Genomic DNA, 11,419 nt, shown 5'->3' on the forward strand with positions numbered 1-11,419 from the left:
CTTGCAGAATGCCCCTTTGATCCGCCAGCGTGACTGGCCACAGGAGAGCCTTGTCATGGACAATTTCGACGCCGGGCTGGCGAGTGAGACCAGCCGTCGCCGCTTCCTCAGCCATGCCGCGCTCGGCACCGCCGGCCTTGCCGCCGCGCCGGCACTGGCGCAGCAGCTCGTCGACCTGAAGCTGCCCGGCGGCAATGCCGAGCGGCCGATGACCAGCGCCTTTCCCGGCAAGGGCAGCATGATCCTCCAGCGCGTCCATCCACCCTTGCTGGAGACGCCGATGGAGGTCTTCGACAAGTCGGTGTTCACGCCCAACGACCAGTTCTTCGTCCGCTGGCACTGGGCCGACATACCGACCTCGATCGACGTCGAAAGTTTCCGCCTCAACGTCTTCGGCCACGTCAATCGGCCGCTGTCGATCAGCCTCGCTCAGCTGCTGCGCCTTCCACGGGTCGAGATGGCGGCGGTGAACCAGTGCTCGGGCAACAGCCGCGGGCTGTTCCAGCCGCGCGTCGCCGGCGCGCAATGGGGCAATGGCGCGATGGGCAACGCCAAGTGGCTCGGCGTTCGCCTGCGCGACGTGCTCGACCTCGCCGGGGTCAAGGCAGGCGCGGTGCAGGTGCGCTTCGGCGCTCTCGATCAGCCGGTCGTGGCGGGCGCTCCTGACTTCGAGAAGGCACTCGACATCGACCATGCCCGCGACGGCGAGGTCATGATCGCCTTCGGCATGAACGGCGAGCAACTGCCGCTCCTCAACGGCTTTCCCTGCCGGCTGATCGTGCCGGGCTGGTACTCGACCTATTGGGTCAAGATGCTGAACGCGATCGAGGTACTGCCCGGCCCTGACGACCAGTATTGGATGGCCAAGGCCTACAAGATCCCCGCGACACCCGGCGCGAATGTCGCGCCCGGTGCCAAGGACTTCCCGACCGTACCGATCAATCGCATGATCCCGCGTAGCTGGATGACCAGCCTGCCCGATGGTCAGGCGATCGCCTATGAAGCGTCGATCCCGGTCGGCGGCATCGCAATGGGCGGCGATTGCGGCGTCGCCAAGGTCGATGTGTCGTCGGACGGTGGCCGCACCTGGTACAGGACGACGCTCGGAGCGGACGAGGGCAGGTACAGCTTCCGGCGCTGGGACGGGCGGGTGCCGCTGAGACGCGGGCCTAACCCCATCATGGTGCGCTGCTGGAACACCAACGGTGTCGCTCAGCCGATGAAGCCGATCTGGAATCCCGGCGGGTTCATGCGCGGCAACATTGAAACCACCACCATCATCGCGGCCTGAGGAGCGAGCAAATCATGAAGACTCCGTCTCCCGGCATGATGGCTGCTGGCCTGATCGGCCTGACCGGCATCATCCTCGTCTCGATCGGCGCGCCGAGCAGCCGCAAGGCGCCCGTTCCGATCTCCGAGATGTCTGAGCCGGCACCGGCCGCCAGCGTGTCAGCGCGCGGCTTCTCGCTTGCCTCGACCAGCGTCGACCTGCCGGCCGACGACGCGACCTACCCCGACGGTCCGCACGCCGACGTCATCAATGCCAATTGCACCTCGTGCCACTCAGCCAGCATGGCGCTGACCCAGCCTGCGCTATCGGCGGATCAGTGGAAGGCGACCGTCACCAAGATGCGTGAGGTGTATAAGGCGCCAGTGGCCGAGAAGGACGTCGATGCGATCGTTGCTTATCTCACCGCTATGCCGAGCCAGAAGGTGGCACCCGCGACCGGCAAGGCGCAGGACCCGGACCCCAAAGTGGCTCCTGATGTCTCAGGTGGAACCGGCTAACCGATCTACTTCCATAATCCCGAAATACCATCCCATGCGAGACGGGATCGCTATGCCTTGGGGTGTCATTCCACCCCCAAACGTACCGGGCGCCAGCGGTGCATTTTTCAACAGCCCCGGCCGTTTTATGAACAGACAGGCTGTAGAGGCTTGATACTGAAGCCCCAAAATTATTGACGGCAACCTCGCGATCCGATATAGAATACGAGAGATTTGGGCAGCAGCCGGTTCGATTCCGTTGTCTATTGTCTCTGTCGCACTGCTAGTTCTTTACCTTCTTCTCAACACGACGCCCAAATCTGGGCCTAGCGGAGAAGGAAACAACGGCATGGTTACAGAAACACTCAAGCGCACTTCTATTGGTCTAGACGCATTTAACGCGGTAAGCCTTGGATTTATTGGTAGCGCTGCCTGCACCTTTGGGCTCCCGAGCGCGGCAATGCCGGGAGCCCCTTCAACCTCATGATCTGATGCGCCAGCCAAATGCTATGCAGGGTCTAGTGCCGCACAATATATCCGTTATGCTAGATATATGGAAAACGACTCGGCTATCACCGCCCTAAGCGCGCTTGCACAAGGAACACGGCTCGATGTGTTCCGGCTGCTGGTGCGACATGAGCCGGACGGCATGGCTGCGGGTGATATCGCCCGTCAGCTAGACGTGCCGCAAAACACCATGTCGGCGCATCTTGGCATTCTCGCGCGTGCCGGCTTGGTCCACTCAGAACGCCATAGTCGCTCGATCGTCTACCGTGCCGATCTGGACGGCCTGCGCGCGCTGACGCTGTTCCTCATCAAGGATTGCTGCGCCGGAAATGCCGAGCTGTGCGCGCCGCTCATCGCCGAACTCACCCCCTGCTGCTGAAAGGACGCCCCGTGGCCGTCGATATCGTCATCTATCACAACCCCGCCTGCGGCACGTCCCGCAACACCCTCGCCATGATCCGCAATGCCGGCATCGAGCCGCATGTGGTCGAGTATCTGAAAACCCCGCCCGCACGCGCGCTGCTGGTCGAGCTGATCGACCGCGCCGGCATGACGCCCCGCGAGCTGCTGCGCGAGAAGGGGACCCCTTATGCGGAGTTGGGCCTCGGCGACACGGCGTTGTCAGACGAAGCGCTGGTGGATGCGATGATGGCCCACCCGATCCTCATCAACCGACCGCTGGTCGTCTCGCCGATCGGCGTGAAGCTGTGCCGCCCTTCTGAAGCCGTCCTTGATCTGCTGCCGAGCGGCCAGCTCGGCGCGTTCGCCAAGGAAGACGGCGAACAGGTCGTTGATGCTTCAGGCCAGCGCGTCGCCTGATGCTTCTTGCCGTCCTGATCTTCGTCGCGACGATCACGCTCGTCATCTGGCAACCCAAGGGTCTCGGCATCGGGTGGAGCGCGATAGGCGGGGCCGTTGTGGCGCTGCTCGCAGGCGTCGTCACCCTGTCCGACGTGCCGGTAGTATGGGGCATCGTCTGGAACGCGACAGCCGCGTTCGTCGCGATCATCGTCATCAGCCTGTTGCTCGATGAAGCCGGGTTCTTCGAATGGGCGGCATTGCATGTCGCCCGCTGGGGCGGGGGGCATGGTCGCCGGCTGTTCGTCCTAATCGTGCTGCTGGGCGCGGCAGTGTCCGCGCTATTCGCCAATGATGGTGCGGCGCTGATCCTGACGCCGATCGTCATTGCCATGCTGCGGGCGCTGGGCTTCAAGGATCGAGCGACGCTGGCGTTCGTCATGGCGGCCGGCTTCATCGCCGACACGGCCAGCCTGCCGCTGGTCGTGTCGAACCTCGTCAACATCGTGTCGGCCGACTTCTTCCACGTCGGGTTCGGCGGATATGCGGCCGTGATGGTGCCGGTCGATCTTGTGTCGATCGCCGCCACGCTGGGCGCGCTGTTGCTGTTCTTCCGGCGCGACATACCGGCAGACTATGACCTGGGGGCGCTGCGTGCGCCGCGTGACGCGATCCGCGATGCCGCTACCTTCCGCGCGGGCTGGATCGTTCTTGCATTGCTGCTCGCCGGCTTTTTCCTGCTCGAACCGCTCGGCGTGCCGGTCAGCGCTGTCGCCGCTGCCGGCGCGATCCTGCTGCTGGTGATCGCGGGGCGGGGCCATGTGATCCAGACCGGCAAGGTGCTGCGTGGCGCACCGTGGCAGGTCGTGATCTTCTCGCTCGGCATGTATCTCGTCGTCTACGGCCTGCGGAACGCCGGCCTGACCGATCATCTCGCGGCGCTGCTCGATCGCACGGCGCAAGGCGGCGTATGGGGTGCGGCGCTGGGGACGGGTGTCATCGCGGCCGTCCTGTCGTCGGTAATGAACAACATGCCGAACGTGCTGGTGGGCGCGCTGTCGATCGACGCCGCGCACGCGACAGGGGCGGTCAAAGAAGCGATGATCTACGCCAACGTGATCGGTTGCGACCTCGGCCCCAAGCTGACGCCGATCGGGTCACTCGCCACGCTGCTGTGGCTGCACGTCCTGGGACAAAAGGGCGTGCGGATTGGATGGGGCTATTACTTCCGCGTCGGGGTGACGCTAACCGTGCCGGTACTGCTCATAACGCTCGCGGCCCTCGCGATCAGGATCAGCATCGCGTGACGAAACTGATCATCACGCCACTGGAATCTAGCGAGCTGGCCGGGTTGGCGCAGTTTCTGAATACCGCTGATCTGCCCAACTCCGATCTCGCTGAGCCGGATCGTATGTTCTTTCGGTTCGATGCCGATAGCCTCGTCGGTTACGGTGGCCTTGAGGGGCAGGGGACCGATCGCCTGCTTCGCTCGATCGTCATCCTGGGCGATCATCGGGGGCATGGCCTGGGGCGAGCGCTGGTCGCCACTCTCGAACAACAGGCCCACGATCTCGGTGTCCGCCGCCTTCATCTGCTGACGACGACGGCCGCACCGTTCTTTCGGGCGCTCGGCTATATCGACGCCGATCGCGACGCCGCGCCCCTGGCTGTAGCCGCCTCACGCGAGTTAACGTCGCTGTGCCCCGCCTCAGCCCCCTATCTTGCGAAAGCCATCTGATGCCGCTCCGCACCGTTGCTGATCCCGATACACTGCCAGCGCTCAATCCCGCTTATGCGATCCAGCGGCCAGCCTTGGGGCTTGGCCCGCTCGATCCTGCGCCGCGTATCCTTCTGCTCTATGGATCGCTGCGCGAGCGATCCTACTCGCGCCTGTGTGTCGAGGAAGCGGCGCGCCTGCTCCGGTTCTTCGGATGCGAAACCCGCATCTTTGATCCGTCCACCCTGCCGCTGCCCGATCAGCACGCCGGTGACGATCATCCGGCCGTCCACGAACTGCGCGAGCTGTCGATGTGGTCAGAGGGGCAAGTGTGGTGCAGCCCCGAACGTCATGGCCAGATTACCGGCATCATGAAGCTGCAAGTCGATCACCTGCCGCTCTCGATGGGCGGGATGCGTCCAACGCAGGGCCGTACGCTCGCGGTCATGCAGGTGTCAGCCGGATCGCAGTCATTCAACAGCGTCAATACGCTGCGCGTGCTGGGGCGCTGGATGCGGATGGTGACGATCCCTAACCAGTCATCGGTCGCCAAGGCGTTTGAGGAATTTGACGACGCCGGCCGCATGAAGCCGTCGAGCTATTACGATCGGATCGTGGACGTGATGGAGGAACTGGTGCGCTTCACGGTGCTGCTGCGCCCGCATACCGCTCAGCTCGTAGATCGCTATTCCGAGCGGAAGGAGGCCGAGGTTCCAATCGACACAGCAACTGACCTGTCGAGCATTGCCATCGCTCAAGATCAGAGCGCATGAAATGGGGCCGGTTACCGACCGGCCCCTATTTTCTTACTTCTTCTTTTTGTCGGGACGTTGGGACAGCGCCGACCCAGCAGCCGTCTTGGAATCCTTGCCGGTTCGACCGTCACGGAGGACCTTTGACGCCGCCTTACCGGCCTTCGGGCTGGTATGTTCGTTCTTAGCCATGCCATTGCTCCTTTGGGCGCGAAATTTCATACGGCCCGCATTGCAAAACGCGAATTTTCGGTTATGGTTTCCTGGATAGCGATGAGGACTGCCGTGATCGATATACGAGACGCCATTTTGCAGGCCCTTCCCAAGGAACTGCTGCTCGACCTTGAAGATCGACTCCGCGCTGCGGCTTTGAAAGCCGCTGATGTCGTCCGTACATCCTTGCCTCTAAACGCAAAGCGCAGCCGTGAAGCAGAAGGACAAATCCGCTTCCGCCTCCAAGAGCAGAGCTATGAGGAGGTTGTTCAGCAGCACGGTGGCTATCTGCTCTCCGATGGAATTATGTGGGGTACCGACCTGAAGGTCTTCCAGCCATTCGCCCGCTTTCCTGGGCCAAAGGTTGGAATAATTCTCGGTTTTGCGTCGATGGCGGAGCCTCGCAAGATTCCTCCGAAGAACCAGTCTCGCGCAGCCGGCGTGACGCTGAATATATCGCTACAACCAAGTTTACTGGATAGCGATGATAGCCCTCAGCCGACTGACATTTTTGTCTTGTTCCTCACCGCCCGTGACCGCCACACCGCTGGCATGATTGAGGAAATTGCAATCGGGGTCATTGGATCGGATTATAAGGATTTCATCTTCTACGCGTCTCTGGACGACTTCTTGCGTGGATATGAGACAGAACCTGTCACTCCGGGTGGTGGTGGCCCTGATGATGGTGGTGCGAAGGTGAAGCTGCGACCGACACGGAAGCTGTTTATCCCGCCCGAACGGCAGCCCGATACCGAGGTAGGCGAGGAATAAGCGCCAGCCTCGCGTTCTGAATGACAAGTACAGCGTTCGCTCCGCATCCCGATAGGATGCGGAGCCATAGGGACTCGAACATATGCGTATCGGCACACCCGGGTTTATTCCCGCTAGGCTCACTGAAGCACGTGAGGCGCGCCGGATTCCTTCCAAGGCGGCGCTAGCGCGTCGGCTTGGTATGAGCGCCACCACCACGTCGAGGTGGGAGGATGAAACCTCAGGCCAAACTCCTGACAATGCGACCTTGGCCCGATTGGCCGGCGAACTTAACGTGCGACCGGAATACTTCCTCCGCCCGCCGTTCCACAGCGATCGCCCCACGTTTCTGCGCTCTTTAGCAAGCACCCTAGTGCGTGATCTAGAGTTCCAGAAGGCGCAGATGCATTGGCTTCAGGAGATCAGCTTCATCATTGGTCATTATGTTGACCTGCCGGAAGTAGATATTCCCGATGTTCTCAATGGCGCAAGCTACACCCAGCTTCGCGATGAAGATATTGAAGATATTGCCCTTCGTCTTCGCCGTCATTGGCAGTTGGGCGATGGTCCATGTGGTGATGTTGTCTCTATAATGGAGAGAGTTGGCATCGTAGTGGCTACCATCCCAATGGACACTACAAAGCTAGACGGACTATGTGCATGGTCACCCATTGACAATCGTCCGCATGTCTTGCTGGCTACTGACAAAATGTCATTTCCGCGTCGGCAGATGGACGCGGCTCATGAGCTTGCCCATGCAGTTCTTCATCATTCTGTGCCCGAAGAAGAATTCCAAGCTAACCTTCGCATGATAGAGCAGCAGGCGTTTAGACTAGGAAGCGCCTTTTTGATGCCTTCTACAACATATCCGAAAGATGTCCGTCATCCCTCCTTAGCAATGCTTCTCAACCTGAAGGAGCGCTGGCGTGTATCTGTAAAAGCACAAATTAAGAGGCTGGCCGATCTCGGCATCATTCCTGATGACTTTTCGCGGCAGCTTTACAAGCTATATTCAGCGAAGGGTTGGTCCAAGGGAGAGCCTTATGACCAGAATTGGCCTGTCAGCGCGCCACGAGCATTACGCGACAGCTTAAATCTTATCGTTGAAAACAATGTTCGCAGCAAAGCCGACCTTCTCGCAACGGAATTTACTATTTCTAGTGCGGATGTTGAAAGTCTATGCGGATTGCCGCGTGGATGGTTTGAGCGGGATACGGCGGAGGTTGTGACGCTTAAGAGGCGAACTGACATCGAGCCAACGATTCAGCACACGGATGCCGAAGTGATCGAGTTCCCCGATCGGCGTCCCCGGCTTTAGACCGTATCGCGACGCCTCCGCCTGAACGCTGGGCGTCGCGATAGATTATGAACGCGGTCGCCGTTTGCGGCTCCATCCCGCCCGCTGTCGTGCAGCGTAGCCTATGCTACGGCTGATGGTGATCCTGCGCCCTATGACTTCACCTTGATCGTGGGCCTCCATATGGAAGTGAGCCGCATACAGCGGATCAACGCCTTTGAGGGTGTACTTCGCGACACCTCCAGGGCGATCTACCGATAGGAAATGCAAAGCGCGTCCTAAGCAAGCGAGCTTTGTCACCTTTTCCAGGCGCTGCCGGATCGTGTGCTCTACCTCTTCACGTGCGTCGTCCGGCACCCGCATGAACCAATGAACGTGGCGAGGACCGCCTTCGGGATGCTCGTGTACCGCATATGCATCGAACGGGCCGAAAGGTCGGCCCTTCTTACGCTGATATGCCCACCAGCGAGTGAGTCGGCCCCATATGTCTCGGAAGAAGGCCCCAGCCTTCTCGGGAGCGATGCCGAGGCTCGTTATGTCGATGGTGACAAGCGTGTTTAGCGACCTGCCAGCCTCGCCTGCAAAGCGAACCGCGTGGAAGGCTCGTGCGACCTGCTTTGGGCCTAGGTGGCTACCTGATTTTGTAGTCATTGCGCCCACCTTATACCTTAGGTGGTGTGGTTCACGATAGGTTCTTGATCGACCCTGCGTCTAGTATCTGCGCTAAAGACCCACATGTCTCGTTTCGTATCCGCAACGGTGCGGGGTTGCATGGTAATCCTAGTTCTTGATTCTTTAATCCCCTGGACCTATCTGACTCCCTGGAACGACGGATCGGTTGAGGCGCCGTCAAAGGCGCCGACAGCGTTCCCCCGCCTGAAAGGGCCTTCGCGTGATGCGAAGATAGGCTTCGGCCAAGCGGCTATCGAGTGACTTATGGGGCGCCCACCGTGGCGCCCCTACCTTCTGTACTGGAAGCGCAGCTTTTCTCCCCGGACGGTCTTGTCCACGAGAAGGGCGAATTTCACCTTGGTCATCTGCGATGGCTTGAGAAGCGGCTTACGTCCGTCAGGGTAGTAAGCACTCTCAACGAACAGCGACACATCGGCATCGACTGCCCCACCTCCTCGCTTAACATTGAAGTAGATGCGGTACTCCTGAGCATCGTCTCCAGGTGGCACGATGCGTACGAAATTGGCTTCCGGCGTCTGGAAAACGCTAGCAGCAGGCAGAGCCTCAATGATTGGCTTTAAGCCCCGCGACAGGTCATATCGGCTCTGATCAAAGGCTCGGCGTTGTCCCCGATCCCATACATCGACTGGATTGGGATGCCGCGCCGGATCATAGGCGTCGGAAAAGCAGTGATTAGAAAAGCGCACGTCCACCACCGCCCCCTTGGGGCGCGCCATGGTCGCAATTGTGAACTGGAACGGTTCCAGATGCGCAAAATCAATAGTCTGTCCCGCCACCAACAGTGGCGCGAAGAAGGGTTTCGCCGTCGACATGTTAGGACGCCTTTTCGTCCTTCTGGCGCCGCTTCAGACCGGGCCGCGAGGCTGCACGGCGTGTAGCAGCAGCTTCATCTCGCGCCTTCGTCATATCCTCCGCGATCGGCTTCAGCCGCTCGACCAGCGGCGACAAGTCATAGCGATTGCTCGCCTGACCACCGCTGGCGTGGGAGCGGGGCTCGCGCCGGATCAGTCCTTCGTCTTCCAAGCGCTTCATTGCACGCTGGATCGTTTTGTCCGACACACCTAGCCGCTCGGCGAGGCGCTTCTTCGAAGGGAACGGCATCGTATTGTCGTCCCACCAGTGGTCGATCAGATGCAGCAGCACGGTCAGCTCGACTGCATCGATATGCAGCCGCGCCTGGGCGCGCAGGATCACGGATGGGACAAAGGTGAAGCCCGGCTCCAGCACTTCTTTCGACCAGCGCTTTTCTAGGCTGCGCTTGGTAGCCTCTGCCGCAGCGGGGCGCAGCGGCACGACGTTATCAGCAGGTTTGACCATGACGGCGAACTCCTTCATATGGCGCTCAAATGCGCTCGGAATCCGCAGATTTCTAGACGCGCGAGGGCTTATCCCCCTGGACATAGGTGTCCATAGTCATGGTCGCAAGTGTCCCGGGGTGGCGGCCACGGATGTCCCCCGATGAAGCACGTATGCACGATACGAGTAAGCTCAGGCGTATCACGCTATCATAGTACCAGATGACCCCCGGTACGGATTGTCCAGGGGGTGCAGCTGATTATGGCTCTCTATCGCCCGCTTTTTGGATGTGGGGTTATGCTAACAGTGCATTTCACCGCCCTGCGGGTCTTGTCCGCGATCTTCTGACATCCCTCTAGTGCCTCGCGATTGGCAGTGACGATCCGATCGCCTGCCGCGATATTGGCGAAAGCATCTGGCGCGCTGGCCCGCATGAGGCGCTGTCCGCCTTCCCACATGGGCAGGTCGAGCGAGCGCGCCGCCATCTTCTCCGGCCATTGCCAGCTTGCGGGGACGGCACGCGCGACGATGCCGGCGAACATCCCCCAGAATATCATCCCGATCATCACACCGCCGATCGTGGTCCACATCAGCCATCGGTTCTGCTCGTCGCCCCGCCTCGCCGATACGACATAGCCGTGAAGCTGGCGGGTCACGTCCTCCAGGCCCGTGCGCGCCGTGGCGATCGTCTGACGGTCCTCCTGCCGTGCCACGCTCGCCGCGGCGGTGATCCGTCCCGCCAACTGCTCGGGCGTCATCGCCAGCATCGGGCTTTTCGCCAGCATATCGACGCGCTGCGCGGTCGCGGTGATGTTGTTGGCGATGACACCCAACGTCTCAGAATAGTCGGGCGGCTCGGGCACCTCCATGCGCTCGGCCGTCAAGCGCTCGACCGCACGGCGCATCAGCGTCACCTCGGCGCGCAGCTCCTCGAACGCCTGCGCGGCTTCATCTGGTCCTTCTTCATCCGCCACTACGTTTCCCCTATAGGCTCATGCCCCTGTCGCGCTCGCGGCCGATACCGATCGATTGCTCCAGCGATTTCTGTATGCTCCGGCCGCGCTCCAGCTTCAGCTCCAGCTCGGGCGCACGGCGCTCCAGCGCCTTCGCCAGTTCAGGATCGCGGCGAAGGCTCTCGGCCATCGCGCCCATGCGCATAGTGGCCTTGTCCGCCCGCGCCTGGTCGCCGCCCGCCCGCTCACGCGCCAGCCCCTGCCAGTTCTCAACAAACCGACCAGCACGCGCTTCAGGATCGAGCCGCACGCGATGTTCATCGGCCATCGCAATCACCGCGCCGTCAGTCTTGCCCTCGGCCGCCTGCCCGATCAGCGACGGTTCGCGACGGAACGCGGAATCAAGGTCGCGCGCGGCGTCGGGCCGTATCTGGTTGAGCGCTTCGCCGGCACGGCGCAACGCACTCTCCTGATGCGGAAGCACCGGCAGTTCTTGCGCCTGCATCCGACCAATATCGGCCGTGGCTCGGGCATAGCGTTCGACTGCCTTGGCTTGGCCAGTGGGATTTGCTGCCCTCTGATGCTCTTTGGAGCGGTGATAATCGGCCCCCCTACCGGTGTTAATTGGTCCCCCTTTGCCCTCCCGATCAAGCGAGGACACATCGGAACGGTGATA

The 11,419-nt window shown here is 61.1% G+C and carries 12 protein-coding genes and 1 pseudogene; 9 read left to right on the top strand and 4 right to left on the bottom strand.

Features of this window, described 5'->3' with window-relative positions; all coding sequences use genetic code 11:
• Positions 1-55: 55 nt before the first annotated feature.
• The 9 genes from HD841_RS20465 to HD841_RS20505 all read left to right on the top strand — a co-directional run bounded on the left by HD841_RS20465 (position 56) and on the right by HD841_RS20505 (position 7,822).
• A complete protein-coding gene (locus HD841_RS20465) occupies positions 56-1,291 on the top strand; it encodes a molybdopterin-dependent oxidoreductase (RefSeq protein ID WP_007406293.1) in 1,236 nt (411 codons plus the stop codon).
• 14 nt (positions 1,292-1,305) lie between these two features.
• Positions 1,306-1,788 carry a c-type cytochrome gene (locus tag HD841_RS20470; protein ID WP_007406258.1) on the top strand — a complete coding sequence of 161 codons (483 nt, stop codon included), beginning with the start codon at positions 1,306-1,308 and terminating at the stop codon, positions 1,786-1,788.
• A 532-nt stretch (positions 1,789-2,320) separates the two neighbouring features.
• A complete protein-coding gene (locus HD841_RS20475) occupies positions 2,321-2,653 on the top strand; it encodes an ArsR/SmtB family transcription factor (protein WP_179510737.1) in 333 nt (110 codons plus the stop codon).
• A gap of 11 nt (positions 2,654-2,664) precedes the next feature.
• Positions 2,665-3,093, top strand: a complete 429-nt coding sequence (arsC, locus tag HD841_RS20480; RefSeq protein ID WP_179510738.1) for an arsenate reductase (glutaredoxin) — start codon at positions 2,665-2,667, stop codon at positions 3,091-3,093.
• Positions 3,093-4,379: an arsenic transporter gene (locus HD841_RS20485; RefSeq protein ID WP_179510739.1), complete on the top strand. Its 1,287-nt coding sequence runs from the start codon at positions 3,093-3,095 to the stop codon at positions 4,377-4,379. The genes arsC and HD841_RS20485 overlap by 1 nt, the downstream gene beginning before the upstream one ends.
• Entirely contained in the window at positions 4,376-4,810 is a 435-nt protein-coding gene (gene arsN2, locus HD841_RS20490; RefSeq protein WP_373563083.1) for an arsenic resistance N-acetyltransferase ArsN2, read from the top strand. Before HD841_RS20485 ends, arsN2 begins: the two co-directional genes overlap by 4 nt.
• The gene (gene arsH, locus HD841_RS20495; protein ID WP_093667145.1) at positions 4,810-5,562 is read left to right on the top strand and encodes an arsenical resistance protein ArsH; all 753 of its coding nucleotides are present in this window, start codon (positions 4,810-4,812) and stop codon (positions 5,560-5,562) included. Before arsN2 ends, arsH begins: the two co-directional genes overlap by 1 nt.
• 153 nt (positions 5,563-5,715) lie before the next feature.
• The gene (locus HD841_RS20500) at positions 5,716-6,525 is read left to right on the top strand and encodes a hypothetical protein (RefSeq protein ID WP_139198153.1); all 810 of its coding nucleotides are present in this window, start codon (positions 5,716-5,718) and stop codon (positions 6,523-6,525) included.
• A gap of 82 nt (positions 6,526-6,607) precedes the next feature.
• Entirely contained in the window at positions 6,608-7,822 is a 1,215-nt protein-coding gene (locus HD841_RS20505; RefSeq protein ID WP_093667143.1) for a helix-turn-helix domain-containing protein, read from the top strand.
• A gap of 938 nt (positions 7,823-8,760) precedes the next feature.
• Here HD841_RS20505 and HD841_RS20510 read toward each other — a convergent pair.
• The 4 genes and pseudogenes from HD841_RS20510 to HD841_RS20525 all read right to left on the bottom strand — a co-directional run.
• Positions 8,761-9,306, bottom strand: a complete 546-nt coding sequence (locus tag HD841_RS20510; RefSeq protein ID WP_093667142.1) for a hypothetical protein — start codon at positions 9,304-9,306, stop codon at positions 8,761-8,763.
• Position 9,307: 1 nt separating this feature from the next.
• Positions 9,308-9,829, bottom strand: a complete 522-nt coding sequence (locus HD841_RS20515) for a helix-turn-helix domain-containing protein (protein ID WP_212611492.1) — start codon at positions 9,827-9,829, stop codon at positions 9,308-9,310.
• 230 nt (positions 9,830-10,059) lie between these two features.
• Entirely contained in the window at positions 10,060-10,764 is a 705-nt protein-coding gene (locus HD841_RS20520) for a DUF6118 family protein (protein WP_093667141.1), read from the bottom strand.
• 10 nt (positions 10,765-10,774) lie between these two features.
• Positions 10,775-11,419 (bottom strand): annotated as a pseudogene (locus tag HD841_RS20525) (Ti-type conjugative transfer relaxase TraA); the annotation flags it as partial.

The sequence above is a fragment of the Sphingomonas melonis genome, assembly GCF_013409985.1.
Classification (GTDB): domain Bacteria; phylum Pseudomonadota; class Alphaproteobacteria; order Sphingomonadales; family Sphingomonadaceae; genus Sphingomonas; species Sphingomonas melonis_A.

Excerpts from the sequence above, each read along its gene's own strand:
- HD841_RS20515 (WP_212611492.1), bottom strand. The coding sequence starts at position 9,829 with ATGAAGGAGTTCGCCGTCATGGTCAAACCTGCTGATAACGTCGTGCCG.
- HD841_RS20505 (WP_093667143.1), top strand. The coding sequence starts at position 6,608 with ATGCGTATCGGCACACCCGGGTTTATTCCCGCTAGGCTCACTGAAGCA.
- HD841_RS20485 (WP_179510739.1), top strand. The coding sequence starts at position 3,093 with ATGCTTCTTGCCGTCCTGATCTTCGTCGCGACGATCACGCTCGTCATC.
- arsH (WP_093667145.1), top strand. The coding sequence starts at position 4,810 with ATGCCGCTCCGCACCGTTGCTGATCCCGATACACTGCCAGCGCTCAAT.
- HD841_RS20475 (WP_179510737.1), top strand. The coding sequence starts at position 2,321 with ATGGAAAACGACTCGGCTATCACCGCCCTAAGCGCGCTTGCACAAGGA.
- HD841_RS20465 (WP_007406293.1), top strand. The coding sequence starts at position 56 with ATGGACAATTTCGACGCCGGGCTGGCGAGTGAGACCAGCCGTCGCCGC.
- HD841_RS20500 (WP_139198153.1), top strand. The coding sequence starts at position 5,716 with ATGTTCGTTCTTAGCCATGCCATTGCTCCTTTGGGCGCGAAATTTCAT.
- HD841_RS20510 (WP_093667142.1), bottom strand. The coding sequence starts at position 9,306 with ATGTCGACGGCGAAACCCTTCTTCGCGCCACTGTTGGTGGCGGGACAG.
- HD841_RS20470 (WP_007406258.1), top strand. The coding sequence starts at position 1,306 with ATGAAGACTCCGTCTCCCGGCATGATGGCTGCTGGCCTGATCGGCCTG.